Genomic DNA, 18,798 nt, shown 5'->3' on the forward strand with positions numbered 1-18,798 from the left:
ACGGATAATGGGCAGGATGACTTTCTTCCGAGGCCGCGCATGACCGACGGCCCCTTGATCGTGCAGTCGGACAAGACTGTGTTGCTCGAGGTCGACCACGAGCAGGCCGGCGCTGCCCGCGCGGCGATCGCGCCGTTCGCCGAACTCGAGCGGGCACCCGAGCACGTGCACACGTACCGCATCACGCCGCTGGCGCTGTGGAACGCCCGCGCCGCCGGCCACGACGCCGAACAGGTCGTCGACGCCCTGGTGTCGTTCTCCCGCTACGCAGTGCCCCAGCCGCTGCTCGTCGACATCGTCGACACCATGGCGCGCTACGGCCGCCTGCAGCTGGTCAAGCATCCCGCCCACGGGTTGACGCTGGTCAGCTTCGACCGCGCCGTGCTCGAAGAAGTGCTGCGCAACAAGAAGATCGCGCCGATGCTCGGCGCGCGGCTCGACGACGACACCGTGATCGTGCACAACAGCGAGCGCGGCCGGGTCAAGCAGATGCTGCTCAAGATCGGTTGGCCCGCCGAGGATCTGGCGGGCTACGTCGACGGCGAGGCGCATCCGATCACGCTCGAGCAGAACGGCTGGGAGCTGCGCGACTATCAGCAGATGGCTGCCGACTCCTTCTGGGACGGCGGCTCCGGCGTCGTGGTGCTGCCCTGCGGGGCGGGCAAGACGCTTGTCGGCGCCGCGGCGATGGCCAAAGCCGGTGCGACGACGCTGATTCTGGTCACCAACACCGTCGCCGGCCGCCAGTGGAAGCGCGAACTGATCGCGCGGACCTCACTGACCGAGGAGGAGATCGGCGAGTACTCCGGGGAGAAGAAAGAGATCCGCCCGGTCACCATCGCCACCTATCAGGTGATCACCCGCCGCACCAAGGGCGAGTACAAGCATCTCGAGCTGTTCGACAGTCGCGACTGGGGGCTGATCGTCTATGACGAGGTGCACCTGCTGCCAGCGCCGGTGTTCCGGATGACGGCCGATCTGCAGTCCCGTCGGCGGCTCGGACTCACCGCGACGCTGATCCGTGAGGACGGCCGCGAGGGCGATGTGTTCTCGCTGATCGGACCCAAGCGCTACGACGCGCCGTGGAAGGACATCGAGGCGCAGGGGTGGATCGCGCCGGCCGAGTGCATCGAGGTTCGCGTCACGATGACCGACAACGAGCGCATGCTCTACGCCACGGCCGAACCGGACGAACGGTACAAGCTCTGCGCGACCGCGCACACCAAGGTCAACGTGGTGAAGTCGATCCTGGAGCGCCACCCGGACGAGCCGACGCTGGTGATCGGGGCCTACCTCGACCAGCTCGACGAGCTCGGCGTCGAGCTGGACGCGCCGGTGATCCAGGGCTCGACGAAGACCGCGGAGCGCGAGCAGCTGTTCGACGCGTTCCGCACCGGTGAGATCCGCACGCTGGTGGTGTCCAAGGTCGCCAACTTCTCCATCGACCTGCCCGAGGCCAGCGTCGCCGTGCAGGTGTCGGGCACGTTCGGCTCCCGCCAGGAGGAAGCGCAGCGGCTGGGACGGCTGCTGCGCCCGAAGGCCGACGGCGGCGGAGCGGTGTTCTACTCCGTGGTATCGCGGGACAGCCTCGACGCCGAGTACGCCGCTCATCGACAGCGGTTCCTCGCTGAACAGGGCTACGGCTACGTCATCAAGGACGCCGACGACCTGCTGGGGCCGGCGATTTGACCGTCGAACGCGTTGTTCCCATCGTGACGGTGCCAGACCTGCCGACTGCCGTCGCCCAGTACCGTGCGGTCCTCGGCCTCGACGTCGTGATGGACCACGGCTGGATCGTCACGCTCGCCGACCCCGAACACCGCCACCAGGTCAGCCTGCTGACCGAGGACGCAACCGCCGCAGTCAATCCGACGGTGTCGATCCAGGTCAGCGATGTCGATGAGGCCTATCGGAGTGCAATGGACGCGGGCATTCACATCGTCCATCCGCTCACCGACGAGGAGTGGGGCGTACGGCGCTTCTTCTTCGAGGACGCCGCAGGCAATGTTGTGAATGTGCTGTCGCACAGTCCGGGTTCGAGCTGAGCGGGCGCGCCGCGGCCGCGAACCGGCTAGCCTCATTCCTCGAGTCGGGACGAACTCGAGGCATCACGAAGGAACCCATGACGACAGACAGGCGCGACGTACGCGCCAGAACTCTGCGCTGCGCTGCAGGCGTCGCCGCTGCGGTGGCGTTCGGCGTGCTTTCACCGGCTGCTCTGGCCGGTGCCCAGCCGCTCCCGACACCTGTTCCCGGACCCGACGGCGCACCGCCGCCGCCCGGCCAGCCGATGGCTGTGCCGGTCGACCCCGCGGTCGCCGCCCCTCCGCCTGCGCCGCCGGGCCCGCCGATGGTGCCCGAGATCCCGAATGCTCAGTACGGTTCCGGCGACGGTCCGCTGGGTTTCCTGCGCGACGCCTGGCACCAGGCCCGCGACCCCTACGGCTTCCTGGGGACCGCCGACATGCCGAACATGCCGGCGGCCGGCGCCCCGCCGCCGGGGGCGGGCCCGCCTCCGCCGCTGCCGCCGGGCTACAAGTCCCTGAACGCGCCCGGGTCGGAGACACCTGCCACGGCCCCGCAGGGCGGCGGTCCGGCGCTGCCTCCGGGCTACTACCCCGTCAGCGGCCCGATGCCGCCGGGGTACGAGTGGGGTGTACCGCCACCTCCGCCTCCGCCGGACCCGAACGCGCCGAAGCCCTACGTGCCGGTGGTCTCGCCGCCTCCTCCGCCGCTGTTGCCCGCGCAGTAGCCTCTTCGCCGTCAGAGCAAAAGGGTCAGGACGCCGGCGACGGTGTTGCTGTCCAGACCCTGCTGATCCCGCACGGTCATCGTGATGGTGCGCGTGCTGAGCAAGTTCAGGCCGGTCTTGGAGAACTTCAGGGATTGCAACACGGCTTGGTAATCGCTGACCGACGCGGTCCCCGTCAGCGCGAGAACACCTGTCGAGACGTTGTACGTGCCGGTGATGCCGCCGGATGAGGTGTAGTTGAGCCTGTCCACGCTCTGGAAGTTGGTGATCGTGATGGTGGCGCTCTGCAGGTACGACGAGTCGTCGACGATCACCGCGGTCGGGCTCACCAACTGCTGCCCCAGGACGACGGTGCCCCCGAGCGGCGCCGTCAGCAATGGGGCGGTGTTGGCCAGCACGGTGACGGTCGTTGCCGCCGTCGGGCTGGTGGCGCCTTGCGCATCCGTGACCGTGTAGGTGACCGTTTTGATTGCTGCTGAGGCGGATCCGCTGCTCGAGAACGTGATCGATTGCAACACCTGCTGGTACTGGGCCGCCGTTGCGGTCCCCGACAATTGCAGGATGCCGTTGCTGTAGGTACCGACGATGCTCCCGACGGTTGTGAAGCCGAGCGTGTCCCCCGCGGCGAATCCGGTGATCGTGACCGTCGCGCTCGCCATGTTGGTCGAGTCCAGATCGGTGACGGTGACCAACGGGTTGACCTGCACGGCGGTGTTGCCGGCGGTGTAGGTCGGCCCGGGCAGAGTCGCGACCAGAGGAGCGATGTTGATCGGCGCGGCCAGGACCGTGACGGTCACGGGTGCCGGAAGGCTTGCGCTGCCTTGGTTGTCGATGACGGTGAACGTCACCGTTTTGATCGAGGCCAATGCCGAGGAGCTCGTCGAGAGTTTCACGGAACGGAGCAGCTGTTGATAATCGGCCAACGGCGCAGTTCCGGTGAAGGTCAGCGTGCCCGTAGCGTTGTTGTAGCTGCCGACGATTCCCGCTTGCGGCGTGAACGTCAGGATGTCGCCGGTGGAGAAGTTGCCCGTGATCTTGACGGTGGCACTTCCCATGGCCGAGGAGTCCAGATCCAGAATTGCCATACCGGAATCGACTGTGACGCTGGCGTTTCCGGCCGTGTAGGACACGTTCGTCACCGAGGTCACCAGCAGCGGGGGGATGTCGACCGGTGCGGCCAGGACGGTGATCGCCACGGCGCTGGATGCGCTTGCCGCACCCTGGGAATCGGACACCGTGAACGTCACCGTCTTGATGGCGGCGGGCGCCGAGGCCGCGGTCGCCAGGGTCACAGAGCGCAGCACCTGCTGGTACTGGGCGATCGTTCCCGTACCGGTCAGAGTCAGTGTGCCCGTGGCGTTGTTGTAATTGCCGTTGATGTTTCCTGTCGGGGCGAAGGTCAAGACATCACCGGCAGCGAACGCTCCCGTGATCTTGACGATCGCGCCGCTGAGATTGGCCGAGTCGACGTCGAGCACCGTGACACCGGGATCGACTGTGATGCCGGCGCTTCCGGCGTTGTAGGACACATTCGTCACCGACGTGACCACCAGCGGCGCGACATTCACGGGCGCCGCCACCACCGTCACGGCCACCAGCGCCGGTGCGCTGACCTTGCCGGTGGAGTCGGTGATGACGAAGGAGATGGAGGCGATCGAAGCCGGTGCCGAGGAGCTCGACGCGTAGGTGACGGAGCGCAGCGCCTGCTGATAGGCGGCCAGTGATGCGGTACCTGTGAATGTGAGCACCCCGCCGCTGTAGTTTCCGGTGATTCCGGCAGGGGCGGCGAAGCCCAGCGTCTCGCCTGCCGCCGCCCCGCCGACTATCGACACCACCGCACCGGACATCATGGTCGAGTCGGCATCCAGCACAATGACATTGGGATCAACCGATACCCCTGAACCACCGGCCGTGTAGGACACGCTGACGACCGAGGTCACCAATGCCGGCGCCGCGGCGACGGGTACGGTCACCACGGCGACGGCCGTCGTGGCGGGCACGCTGGACTTGCCTTGGTTGTCGGTCACGGAGAAGGTGACCGTGACGATTGCGGTACTGCCCGAGGTGAGCGTGATCGACTGCAGCAGCTCCTGATACGCGACCACCGATGCCGCACCGGTGAACGTCACCGAGTTGGTTCCCGGTGTCGCAGTCACGCCGCTGGGCAGGGTCCCGTAATTCAGGGTGCCACCCGTGGCGCTTACCGTCGCCGATGCCAATTGGGTGGAGTCGATGTCGGTGATGACGACCGCCGGGCTGACGGTGACCGCGCTGCCGGTGGTGCCTGCTGCCGTCGGGGCGGCCACCACCACCGGTGCCACCGCGACCGGAACACCCAACAGCGTCACCGCCGTCGTCGCCGGCACGCTGCTCTTGCCCTGGTCGTCAACAACGGTGAAGCTCACCGTGACAATGCCCGCGCTGCCAGCGGTCACCGTGATCGACTGGAGCAATTGCTCGTACGCAGCCACCGACGCAGCACCGGTGAAGGTCACCGAGTTTGTTCCCGGTGTCGCAGTCACCCCACTGGGCAGGGTCCCGTAGTTCAGAGTCCCGTCGGACGCGGTCACCGTCGCCGACGTCAGCTGCGTCGAGTCGACGTCAGTGATGACGACTACGGGACTCACCGTCACCGCCGCACCGGTGGTCCCAGCGGCGGTCGGCGCGGTGACCATGACCGGGGCAATCGCCACCGGAACACCCAGAACCGTGACAGCGGTCGTCGCCGGCACACTCGACTTACCCTGATCATCAACCACGCTGAAGCTCACGCTCACGATGCCAGCACTGCCTGAGGTGAGGGTGATCGACTGGAGCAATTGCTCGTACGCAGCCACCGACGCAGCACCGGTGAAGGTCACCGAGTTTGTTCCCGGTGTCGCAGTCACCCCACTGGGCAAGGTCCCGTAATTCAGGGTGCCACCCGCGGCGCTTACCGTCGCCGATGCCAGTTGGGTGGAGTCGATGTCGGTGATGACGACCGCCGGGCTGACGGTGACCGCGCTGCCGGTGGTGCCTGCTGCCGTCGGGGCGGCCACCACCACCGGTGCCACCGCGACCGGAACACCCAACAGCGTCACCGCCGTCGTCGCCGGCACGCTGCTCTTGCCCTGGTCGTCAACAACGGTGAAGCTCACCGTCACGATCCCGGCACTAGCAGCGCTCAACGTGATCGACTGCAGCAACTGCTCATACGCAGCCACCGACGCAGCACCGGTGAACGTCACCGAACCCGCACCTGGAGTCGCAGTCACTCCGCTCGGCAGGGTCCCAAAGTTCAGAGTCCCGCCCGACGCCGTCACCGTCGCCGACGCCAGTTGAGTCGAATCGATGTCGGTGATGACCACCACCGGGCTGACTATTACTGGCGAGCCGGTCGTCGCGGAGGCAAGCGGTGCGGTCACCACCACTGGAGCCACCGCGACCGGAACACCCAACACCGTCACCGATGTACTGGTGGGCACACTCGACTTGCCCTGATCATCAACCACGGTGAGGGTGACCGTGACAATGCCGGCACTGCCTGAGGTGAGAGTGATCGACTGCAGCAACTGCTCGTACGCAGCCACCGACGCAGCACCGGTGAACGTCACCGAGTTGGTTCCCGGCGTCGCGGTCACCCCATTGGGCAGGGTCCCGTAATTCAGCGCGCCACCCGTCGTGGTGACCGTCGCCGATCCCAACTGCGTCGAGTCGATATCAGTGATCACGACTACGGGACTCACCGTCACCGCCGCACCGGCGATCCCGGCTGCGGTCGGAGCTGACACCAGCACCGGCGCGATTGCGACAGGAACACCCAACACAGTGACAGCCGTCGTCGCCGGCACACTCGACTTGCCCTGATCATCAACCACGGTGAAGCTCACCGTCACAATGCCAGCACTGCCAGCGGTCACTGTGATCGACTGTAGCAATTGCTCATACGCGGCAACACTGGCTGCACCGGTGAACGTCACCGAACCCGCACCCGGTGTCGCGATCACCCCACTGGGCAGGGTCCCAAAGTTCAGGGTCCCGCCTGACGCCGTCACCGTCGCCGACGCCAGCTGCGCCGAATCGATATCGGTGATCACGACTACGGGACTCACCGTCACCGCCGCACCGGTGGTCCCAGCGGCGGTCGGGGCGGTGACCACGACCGGGGCAATCGCCACCGGCACACCCAACACAGTGACCGCGGTCGTGGTCGGCACACTCGACTTACCCTGATCATCAACCACCGTGAACGTCACCGTCACGATGCCGGCGCTGCCATCGGTGAGCGTGATCGACTGCAGCAGTTGCTGATACGCGGCCACCGACGCCGCACCGGTGAACGTCACCGAATTCACGCCCGGCGTCGCAGTTACCCCACTAGGCAGGGTCCCGAAATTCAGGGTCCCGCCCGACGCCGTCACCGTCGCCGACGTCAGCTGCGTCGAGTCGACATCGGTGATGACAACCGCCGGGCTGACGGTGACCGGCGAGCCAGTCGTCCCTGCCGCCACCGGCGCGGCCACCACCACCGGTGCCACCGCTACCGGAACACCCAACAGCGTCACCGCCGTCGTCGCCGGCACACTCGACTTGCCCTGATCATCAACCACCCTGAAAGTAACCGTCACAATCCCGGCACTCCCCGATGTCAGCGTGATCGACTGCAACAGTTCCTGATACGCAGCCACCGACGCAGCACCGGTGAACGTCACCGAGTTGGCACCTGGAGTCGCACTCACTCCGCTCGGCAGGGTCCCGTAGTTCAAGGTCCCGCCCGACGTCGTCACCGTCGCCGATGCGAGTTGAGTCGAATCGATGTCGGTGATGACGACCACGGGACTGACCGTGACCGCGCTGCCGGTGGTCCCGGCGGCGGTCGGCGCGGTGACCACGACCGGGGCAATCGCCACCGGAACACCCAACACAGTGACCGCCGTCGTCGCGGGCACACTCGACTTACCTTGATCATCAACCACCGTGAAGCTCACGCTCACGATCCCCGCATTACCAGCGGTCAACGTGATGGACTGCAGCAGTTCCTGATACGCGTTCACCGATGCGGCACCGGTGAACGCCACCGAGTTAGTTCCCGGTGTCGCAGTCACCCCACTGGGCAGAGTGCCGTAGCCGATGGTGCCACCCGTGGCGCTTACCGTCGCCGATGCCAGTTGGGTGGAGTCGATGTCGGTGATGACAACCGCCGGGCTGACGGTGACCGGCGAGCCAGTCGTCCCTGCCGCCACCGGCGCGGTGACCACCACCGGCGCGATCGCGACCGGCACGCCCAACACAGTGACCGCTGACGTCGCCGGCACACTCGACTTACCCTGATCATCAACGACGGTGAAGCTCACCGTGACGATCCCGGCGCTGCTGGCGGTGAGGGTGATCGACTGCAGCAGTTGCTGATACGCGGCCACCGATGCGGCACCGGTGAAGGTCACCGAGTTGGTTCCCGGTGTCGCGATCACCCCGCTGGGCAGGGTCCCGTAGTTCAGGGTCCCGCCCGACGCCGTCAACGTCGCCGACGCCAGTTGAGTCGAGTCGATGTCGGTGATGACGACCACGGGACTGACCGTGACCGCGCTGCCGGTGGTCCCCGCGGTGGTCGGGGAGGTGACCACGACCGGGGCAATCGCCACCTGCACACCCAGCACCGTAACCGCTGTCGTCGCCGGCACACTCGACTTACCTTGGTCATCGACCACGGTGAAGCTCACCGTGACAATCCCGGTGCCGCTGGTCAAAGTAATCGATTGCAGCAGTTCTTGATAGGCGGTAACACTGGCCGCACCGGTGAACGTCACCGAATTTGCGCCCGGAGTTGCGGTCACCCCGCTGGGCAGAGTGCCGTAGCCGATGGTGCCACCAGTAGCGGTGACCGTCGCCGATGCGAGCTGGGTCGAATCGATGTCAGTGATGACCACCACGGGACTCACAGTGATCGCGGTCCCGGAAGTGCCGGACGCGATCGGCGCGGCCACTACCACCGGAGCCACCGCGACCGGAACACCCAACATGGTGACCGCCGTACTGGTGGGCACACTCGACTTGCCCTGATCATCGACCACGGTGAAGCTCACCGTGACAATCCCGGTGCCGCTGGTCAAAGTAATCGATTGCAGCAGTTCTTGATAGGCGGTAACACTGGCCGCACCGGTGAACGTCACCGAGTTGGTTCCCGGTGTCGCGATCACCCCGCTGGGCAGGGTCCCGTAGTTCAGGGTCCCGCCCGACGCCGTCACCGTCGCCGACGCGAGTTGAGTCGAATCGATGTCGGTGATCACCACGACGGGGCTCACCGTGACCGCGCTGCCGGCGGTACCCGCTGCCACCGGGGCGACCACCACCAGCGGCGGCGCAGCCACCGGAACACCGAGCACCGTCACCACCGATGTGGCCGGCACACTCGCCTCACCCTGATCATCGACCACACTGAACGTCACCGTGACGATCGCGGCACCGCTAGCGGTCAGCGTGATCGACTGCAGAAGTTGTTCATAGGCAGCGATACTCGCCGCACCGGTGAACGTCACGGAACCCGCACCCGCCGTCGCCACCACACCCGAAGGCAGAGTGCCGTAGCCGATCGTGCCACCCGACGCGGTCACCGTCGCCGACGCGAGTTGGGTCGAATCGATGTCAGTGATGACGACGGCCGGGCTGACGGTGACCGCGCTACCGGTGGTCCCGGCGGCGGCCGGGGTGGTGATCACGACCGGGGCCACCGCGACCGCAACACCCAACAGCGTCACCGCCGTCGTCGCCGGCACACTCGACTTGCCCTGATCATCAACCACGGTGAGGGTGACCGTGACAATGCCGGCACTGCCTGAGGTGAGAGTGATCGACTGCAGCAACTGCTCGTACGCAGCCACCGATGCGGCACCGGTGAACGTTACCGAATCCGCGCCCGGAGTTGCGGTCACTCCGCTGGGGAGGGTGCCGTATCCGATGCTGCCACCAGTAGCGGTGACCGTTGCCGATGCGAGCTGGGTCGAATCGATGTCGGTGATGACCACCACGGGACTGACCGTGACCGCGCTGCCGGTGGTCCCAGCGGCGGTCGGGGCGGTGACCACGACCGGGGCAATCGCCACCGGCACACCCAACACGGTAACTGCTGTCGTCGCCGGCACACTCGACTTACCCTGATCATCAACTACGGTAAAGCTCACCGTCACGATCCCGGCACTAGCAGCGCTCAACGTGATGGACTGCAGCAGTTCTTGATACGCGGTAACACTGGCCGCACCGGTGAATGTCACCGAGTTGGTTCCCGGAGTTGCGGTAACCCCCCTGGGCAGAGTGCCGTAGCCGATGGTGCCACCGCCCGTCGCGGTCACCGTCGCCGACGCGAGCTGGGTCGAATCGATGTCAGTGATGACCACCACGGGACTCACAGTGATTGCGGTCCCGGAAGTACCGGACGAGATCGGCGCGGCAACGACCACCGGAGCCACCGCGACCAGAACACCCAACACCGTGACCGCTGTCGTCGCCGGCACGCTCGACTTACCCTGATCATCAACCACCGTGAAGCTCACGGTCACGATTCCCGCGCTGCCCGATGTCAATGTGATCGATTGCAGCAGTTCCTGATACGCGGCAAGACTGGCCGAACCGGTGAACGTCACCGTACCCGCGCCCTGCGTCGCAGTCACCCCGCTCGGCAGAGTGCCGTAGCCGATGCTGCCACCTGTAGCGGTCACCGTCGCCGATGCGAGCTGGGTCGAGTCGACGTCAGTAATGACGACCACGGGACTGACCGTGACCGCGCTGCCGGTCGTCGCGGAAGCAAGCGGTGCGGTCACCACCACCGGGGCGACCGCGACCGGAACACCCAACACAGTGACAGCCGTCGTCGCCGGCACACTCGACTTGCCCTGATCATCAACCACGGTGAGGGTGACCGTGACAATGCCGGCACTGCCTGAGGTGAGAGTGATCGACTGCAGCAACTGCTCGTACGCAGCCACCGACGCAGCACCGGTGAACGTCACCGAGTTGGTTCCCGGTGTCGCAGTCACCCCACTGGGCAGGATTCCGTAATTCAGCGTGCCACCCGTGGTGGTGACCGTCGCCGATGCCAACTGCGCCGAGTCGATGTCGGTGATCACGACTACGGGACTCACCGTCACCGCCGCACCGGTGATCCCGGCTGCGGTCGGAGCTGACACCAGCACCGGCGCGATTGCGACAGGAACACCCAACACAGTGACCGCTGTCGTCGCCGGCACACTCGACTTGCCCTGATCATCAACTACGGTGAAGCTCACGGTCACGATGCCCGCGCTGCCAGCGGTCACCGTGATCGATTGCAGCAGTTCCTGATACGCGGCCACCGACGCGGCACCGGTGAACGTCACCGAACCCGCACCTGGAGTCGCAGTCACTCCGCTCGGCAGGGTCCCGAAGTTCAGCGTGCCACCCGACGTAATCACCGTCGCCGACGCGAGTTGGGTCGAATCGATGTCAGTGATGACCACTACGGGACTCACAGTGATCGCGGTCCCGGAAGTGCCGGACGCGATCGGCGCGGCAACTACCACCGGAGCCACCGCGACCGGAACACCCAACACCGTGACCGCTGTCGTCGCCGGCGCACTCGACTTACCCTGATCATCAACCACCGTAAAGCTCACGGTCACGATGCCCGCGCTGCCCGATGTCAATGTGATCGATTGCAGCAGTTCCTGATACGCGGCAAGACTGGCCGAACCGGTGAACGTCACCGAACCCGCGCCCTGCGTCGCAGTCACCCCGCTCGGCAGAGTGCCGTAGCCAATGGTGCCACCCGAAGCGGTCACCGTCGCCGAACCAAACTGTGTCGAATCCACATCGGTGATCGAAACAATCGGCGACACCGTCACCGCACTACCGGCGGTACTCGTCGCCACCGGCGCCACCACTATCAACGGCGGCGCAGCCACCGGAACACCGAGCACCGTCACCACCGATGTGGCCGGCACACTCGCCTCACCCTGACCATCGATCACACTGAACGTCACCGTGACGATCGCGGCACTGTTGGAAGTCAGCGTGATCGACTGCAGCAGTTCCTGATACGCAGCCACCGATGCGGCACCAGTGAACGTCACCGAGTTCGCACCCGGAGTCGCAACAACCCCACTGGGGAGGGCTCCGTAGCCGATGGTGCCGCCCGACGCGGTCACCGTCGCCGACGCCAGCTGGGTCGAGTCAACATCGGTGATGACCACCACGGGACTGACCGTTACCGCGCTGCCGGTCGTCGCGGAGGCAAGCGGTGCCGTGACGACGATCGGGGCTACCGCGACCGGAACACCCAATACAGTGACCGCGGTCGTGGCCGGCACACTTGACTTGCCCTGATCATCGACCACCGTGAACGTCACCGTGACAATCCCTGCACCGCCCGAAGTGAGCGTGATCGACTGCAGCAACTGCTGATACGCAGCAACACTGGCCGCACCGGTGAAAGTCACCGAACCCGTACTTGGAGTCGCAGTCACCCCGCTCGGCAGGGTCCCGAAGTTCAGCGTGCCACCCGACGCCGTCACCGTCGCCGAACCCAACTGGGTCGAGTCAATATCGGTGATCACGACGGCAGGGCTGACCGTGACCGCAGTGCCCGTGGTACCCGACGCGATTGGCGCGGTGACGAGGACCGGAGCCAACGCGACCGCAACACCCAACACAGTCACTGCCGTCGTCGTCGGCACACTCGACTTGCCCTGATCATCAACCACCGTGTAAGTCACGGTGACAATGCCGGTACTGCCCGATGTCAATGTGATCGACTGCAGCAACTGCTCATAGTCGGCCACCGACGCAGCACCGGTGAACGTCACCGAGCCCGCGCCCGTGATCGCATCCACACCCGCTGGCAACGTGCCATAGCTCAAGGTGCCACCCGACGTCGTCACCGTCGCCGAACCCAACTGCGCCGAATCGATATCGGTGATCACCACCACCGGGCTCACCGTAGTGGCGTTGCCCACTGTGCCGGCGGCTGTCGGCACAGTGACGAGGAGCGGCGCTACTGCCACCGGAGCGCTGAGGACTGTGACCACAGTTGTGGCCGGCACACTCGTCTTGCCCTGGTCGCCGGTGACAGAGAAACTGACAGTCAACAATCCTGCGTCGCTCGATGTAAGCGTGATCGACTGCAACAGTTGCGCATACGCTTCAACCGAGGCAGCACCGGTGAATGTAACCGAACCCGCACCTGACGTCGCAGTGACACCTACGGGTAGCGCTCCGTATGACAGCGAGCCCGACGAAGCCGACACCGTCGCTGCCGTAACACTTGTCGAATCAATGTCCGAGATGACAACTGTCGGACTGACTGTGATCGCACTGCCTTTGACACCCGCAGCAGTCGGTGCGGTCACAACCAACGGCGCTGCGGCCAAGGCGAGACCGAGGAGAGTCACAATGGTAGTCGCGAGCGCGCTGGTGTTCCCCTGATCATCAGTCACCTCGAACGACACGGCGCTCAGGCCAGCGGATGACGAACTCACTGTGACCGACTGCAGCAATTGCTGATACTCATCAACCGATGCCGCACCGGTGAAAGTCACCGAATTCGAGCCTTCTGCTGCAACAACGCCGGGTGGCAGGGTGCCGTAGCCCAGTGCGGCTCCCGCTGATCCAGCGACTTTGACAGTTGCTGATGTCAAATGTGTCGAATCTAGGTCGCTGATCGAAACAATCGGCGATACCGTCACCGCACTGCCGGCGGTACCCCCCGCCACCGGCGCCACCACAACCAACGGCGGCGCAGCCACCGGAACACCGAGCACCGTCACCACCGATGTGGCCGGCACACTCGCCTCTCCCTGATCATCGACCACACTGAATGTCACCGTGACGATCGCGGCACTGCTAGCGCTCAGCGTGATCGACTGCAGAAGTTGTTGATAGGCAGCGACACTGGCCGCACCGGTGAACGTCACCGAACCCGCACCCGGCGTCGCAGTCACCCCGCTCGGCAGGATGCCGTAGCCGATCGTGCCACCCGAAGCGGTCACCGTCGCCGACGCCAATTGGGTCGAGTCAATATCGGTGATCGAAACAATCGGCGACACCGTCACCGCACTACCGGCGGTACCCCCCGCCACCGGCGCCACCACAACCAACGGCGGCGCAGCCACCGGAACACCCAGCACCGTCACCACCGATGTGGCCGGCACACTGGCCTCGCCCTGATCATCGACCACCGTGAATGTCACCGTGACAATCCCGGTGCCGCTGGTCAATGTGATCGACTGCAGAAGTTGTTCGTAGGCAGCGACACTGGCCGCACCGGTGAACGTCACCGAACCCGCACCCGGCGTCACGGTGACCCCGCTCGGCAGGGTGCCATAGCCAATGGTTCCACCCGAAGCGGTCACCGTCGCCGAACCCAACTGCGTCGAATCCACATCGGTGATCGAAACAACCGGCGACACCGTCACCGCACTACCGGCGGTACCCGCTGCCACCGGCGCCACCACAACCAACGGCGGCGCCGCCACCGGCAGACCCAGCACGGTGACCACCGATGTGGCCGGCACACTGGCCTTACCCTGATCATCGACCACCGTGAACGTCACCGTGACAATCCCGGTGCCGCTGGTCAATGTGATCGACTGCAGAAGCTGTTGATAGGCAGCGACACTGGCCGCACCGGCGAACGTCACCGAGTTGGTTCCCGGTGTCGCGGTGACCCCGCCGGGCAGGGTGCCGTAGCCGATGGTGCCACCCGACGCGGTCACCGTCGCTGAACCCAATTGGGTCGAGTCAACATCGGTGATCACGACGACAGGGCTCACGGTGACTGCACTACCGGCGGTACCCGCCGCCACCGGCGCCACCACAACCAGAGGCGGCGCGGCCACCGGAACACCCAGCACCGTCACCACCGACGACGCCGGCGCACTCGCCTTACCCTGATCATCGACCACCGTGAACGTCACCGTGACAATCCCGGTGCCGCTGGTCAATGTGATCGACTGCAGAAGCTGTTGATAGGCAGCGACACTGGCCGCACCGGCGAACGTCACCGAGTTGGTTCCCGGTGTCGCGGTCACCCCGCTCGGCAGGGTGCCGTAGCCGATGGTGCCACCCGACGCGGTCACCGTCGCCGAACCCAACTGCGTCGAATCCACATCGGTGATCACGACGACAGGACTCACCGTCACCGGACTGCCGGTGGTGCCCGCTGCCGCCGGCGAAACCACCACCAACGGCGGCGCGGCCACCGGAACACCGAGCACCGTCACCACCGATGTGGCCGGCACACTCGCCTTACCTTGGTCATCGATGACGGTGAAGCTCACGCTCACGATCCCCGCACTGCTAGCGGTCAGCGTGATCGACTCCAGCAGATCCTGATACGCGGCAACACTGGCCGCACCGGTGAACGTCACCGAACCCGCACCCTGCGTCGCAGTCACCCCGCTCGGCAGGGCGCCGTAGCCAATGGTGCCACCCGACGCGGTCACCGTCGCCGACGCCAACTGGGTCGAATCAATATCGGTGATCGAAACAATCGGCGACACCGTCACCGCACTACCGGCGGTACCCCCCGCCACCGGCGAAACCACCACCAACGGCGGCGCAGCCACCGGAACACCCAGCACCGTCACCACCGATGTGGCCGGCACACTCGCCTCTCCCTGATCATCGACCACACTGAATGTCACCGTGACAATCCCAGTGCCGCTGGTCAATGTGATCGACTGCAGAAGTTGTTCGTAGACAGCGACACTGGCCGCACCGGTGAACGTCACCGAACCCGCACCCGGCGTCGCAGTCACCCCGCTCGGCAGGATGCCGTAGCCGATCGCGCCACCCGAAGCGGTCACCGTCGCCGACGCCAACTGGGTCGAATCAATATCGGTGATCGAAACAATCGGCGACACCGTCACCGCACTACCGGCGGTACCCCCCGCCACCGGCGCCACCACAACCAACGGCGGCGCAGCCACCGGAACACCCAGCACCGTCACCACCGATGTGGCCGGCACACTCGCCTCTCCCTGATCATCGACCACACTGAATGTCACCGTGACAATCCCAGTGCCGCTGGTCAATGTGATCGACTGCAGAAGTTGTTCGTAGACAGCGACACTGGCCGCACCGGTGAACGTCACCGAACCCGCACCCGGCGTCGCAACCACACCCGAGGGCAAAGTTCCGTAGCCAATCGTGCCACCCGAAGCGGTCACCGTCGCCGACGCCAATTGAGTCGAATCAATATCGGTGATCGAAACAACCGGCGACACCGTCACCGCACTACCGGCCGTCCCCGCCGCCACCGGCGCCACCACAACCAGAGGCGGCGCAGCCACCGGCAGACCCAACACCGTCACCACCGATGTGGCCGGCACACTCGCCTTACCCTGATCATCAACCACCGTGAAGCTCACGGTCACGATGCCCGCGCTGCCCGATGTCAATGTGACCGACTGCAGCAACTGCTGATACGCGGCCACACTGGCCGCACCGGCGAACGTCACCGAGTTGGTTCCCGGCGTCGCAGTGACCCCGCTCGGCAGAGTTCCGTAGCCAATGGTTCCACCCGATGCCGTCACGGTGGCCGACGCCAATTGGGACGAGTCGATATCGGTGATCACGACGACAGGACTCACCGTCACCGGACTGCCGGCGGTACCCGCCGCCACCGGGGCGACCACCACCAACGGCGGCGCAGCCACCGGAACACCCAGCACCGTCACCACCGACGACGCCGGCACACTCGCCTTACCCTGATCATCGACCACCGTGAACGTCACCGTGACAATCCCGGTGCTGCTGGTCAAAGTAATCGACTGCAGCAACTGCTGATACGCAGCGACACTGGCCGCACCGGTGAACGTCACCGAACCCGCACCCGGCGTCGCGGTGACCCCACTGGGCAGAGTTCCGTAGCCGATCGTGCCACCCGAAGCGGTCACGGTCGCCGACGCCAATTGGGACGAGTCGATATCGGTGATCACGACGACAGGGCTCACCGTCACCGGACTGCCGGCGGTGCCCGCCGCCACCGGCGCCACCACAACCAACGGCGGCGCAGCCACCGGAACACCCAGCACCGTCACCACCGATGTGGCCGGCACACTCGCCTTACCCTGATCATCGACCACCGTGAACGTCACCGTGACGATCGCAGCACCGCCCGAAGTGAGCGTGATCGACTGCAGAAGTTGTTGATACGCGGCAACACTCGCCGCACCGGCGAACGTCACCGAGTTGGTTCCCGGTGTCGCAGTCACCCCGCTGGGCAGAGTGCCGTAGCCAATCGTGCCACCCGACGCCGTCACCGTCGCCGAACCCAACTGGGTCGAATCCACATCAGTGATCGACACAATCGGCGACACCGTCACCGGACTGCCGGCGGTACCTGCCGCCACCGGCGAAACCACCACCAACGGCGGCACATTGACCGGCAGACCAACGACGGTGACCACGGTGCTCACCGGAACGCTGCTCTCGGATTGGTCGTCAGTGACTGCGAACGTCACGGTCTTGACGCCCACGTCGGCCGATGTCAGCGTGACCGACTGCAGCAATTGCTGATATGCCGCCACGGTAGCGGCGCCGACGAACGTCACCGACCCACCGGTGACCGTTGCCGTCACGCCAGTGGGTAGCGTGCCATATCCGAGTACATCGCCCGCTGCGGCGTTCTGCACGGTGACAGTTGCCGACGACAACTTCTGCGAATCCAGATCGGTGATAGAGACCACCGGTGACACACGTACCGCAGTTCCCGACATGCCAACCGCCACCGGCGTGACGACAAGCAACGGCGGAGTGGCCACCACGATGACCGAGGCGACTCCACCAACCAGACTTTGTAAGCCGCTATCGTCCTTTACAGTGATCGAGGCGATCCGCGGCGCGCCTCCCTGCGTCGTCGAGAACGAAATCGCCTGTAGCGCAGCTTCATATTGCGCAAGCGTCGCCGATCCGGACAAGGTGAGAATCTTCGTGGTGGCGTTCCATTGCGCTGTCACTGGATTTCCGGGCGGCGCGGTGTAAGTCAGTAGGTCTCCGCTTCGGCCATTGGTCAGCGACACAGTTGCCGATAGCAATTTCGTCGAGTCGGCGTCTGTGATGATTGCGCCCGACAACAGCTTTACGGGATCCGCTCCCACTACGTAGGTGCCCGCGCCTGTCGTCACCACAACGGGTGGCACCGAGACGGTCGGATTGACGGTCACCGGAACAGTGACCGTCACGTCGTCCCGTTCTGCGATACCAATCGCCCTGGCGAGGGTGTGGAAGACCAACCGCATGATCTTGAACGGACCGCGCAGATCCTCACTACCGTCGCTGATGATGACTTTGAAGCTGTCTTGCACGGGGTTGCCCGTCACGACAGACGTCGGTGTGTAGATGAACTGACCCGTGACCGGATCTCGCGTGACACGACCGTGAGCCGGTTGCACGATCGTGTACGTCAACGGATCGCCGTTGGGGTCGTAGGCATGGAGGTCGACGAGCACCTGTCCCGTGAGGATCTGATGGCTCTCGACCGGGCCGTAGACGGGTGACTCGTTGAAGAATGTGTGTTGGATCTGTCTGCGGACCCACGCAAGCAGCCCGTCGAACCACGGGGCGGTCGCGGGCGCATGCGGGTCGAGGAGCGGGGAGATGGCGCCTGAGACCAATGCGGTCATCACCTGGACCGCCGCGACTTCTTGCTCCACGGGCGGTGCGGACATCGCCGCAGCGCTCACGTGGTCCTCACCACGTGTGAAATTCGTCCGCAGCGGCCGGGCGACCGGCTCCTGGCGAGGCTGCTCGGCGTCCCCATCCCTGCCGGCAGCACCGGGCATCGCGTCAACGTCAGTTCCGCCTGCGTCCTCTTCCTGTGAGGTGTCGGCGTGCGGGGAGGGCGATGGTTCCTTGTCGGCCGAGTTGCCGCCTCGATCCTCAGACGGAGCTGCAGCCGACTCCTCAGCGTCGTCTTCCAGGCCGGAGCCAGTCACCGAAGGGACTGCACCCTCCTCCGGTTGAGCGACTTCTTCTGAGCCACTTTCGACCCCAGCATCGACGCCCTCCTCGTCGGTGGTCTCGGCCGCGACATCAGG

The 18,798-nt window shown here is 65.4% G+C and carries 4 protein-coding genes; 3 read left to right on the forward strand and 1 reads right to left on the reverse strand.

The genetic code is table 11. From position 1 onward, the window contains the following. Window positions 1-39 precede the first annotated feature (39 nt). The 3 genes from ACZ50N_RS21855 to ACZ50N_RS21865 all read left to right on the forward strand — a co-directional run bounded on the left by ACZ50N_RS21855 (window position 40) and on the right by ACZ50N_RS21865 (window position 2,752). On the forward strand, window positions 40-1,689 hold the full coding sequence (locus ACZ50N_RS21855; protein ID WP_046366300.1) for a DNA repair helicase XPB: 1,650 nt from the start codon (window positions 40-42) through the stop codon (window positions 1,687-1,689). Beyond that, window positions 1,686-2,045 carry a VOC family protein gene (locus ACZ50N_RS21860; protein ID WP_046366301.1) on the forward strand — a complete coding sequence of 120 codons (360 nt, stop codon included), beginning with the start codon at window positions 1,686-1,688 and terminating at the stop codon, window positions 2,043-2,045. Before ACZ50N_RS21855 ends, ACZ50N_RS21860 begins: the two co-directional genes overlap by 4 nt. A 77-nt stretch (window positions 2,046-2,122) precedes the next feature. Further along, window positions 2,123-2,752 carry a hypothetical protein gene (locus tag ACZ50N_RS21865; protein WP_046676525.1) on the forward strand — a complete coding sequence of 210 codons (630 nt, stop codon included), beginning with the start codon at window positions 2,123-2,125 and terminating at the stop codon, window positions 2,750-2,752. 11 nt (window positions 2,753-2,763) lie between these two features. On the opposite strand, the gene ACZ50N_RS21870 is transcribed toward ACZ50N_RS21865, so the two are convergent. Beyond that, window positions 2,764-18,696: an Ig-like domain-containing protein gene (locus tag ACZ50N_RS21870; RefSeq protein WP_464473765.1), complete on the reverse strand. Its 15,933-nt coding sequence runs from the start codon at window positions 18,694-18,696 to the stop codon at window positions 2,764-2,766. Between the last annotated feature and the right edge of the window lie 102 nt (window positions 18,697-18,798).

This window comes from Mycolicibacterium obuense (assembly GCF_055397605.1).

Bases quoted from the DNA above. Each gene is read 5' to 3' on its own strand.
- ACZ50N_RS21855 (WP_046366300.1), top strand. From the start codon at position 40: ATGACCGACGGCCCCTTGATCGTGCAGTCGGACAAGACTGTGTTGCTC.
- ACZ50N_RS21865 (WP_046676525.1), top strand. From the start codon at position 2,123: ATGACGACAGACAGGCGCGACGTACGCGCCAGAACTCTGCGCTGCGCT.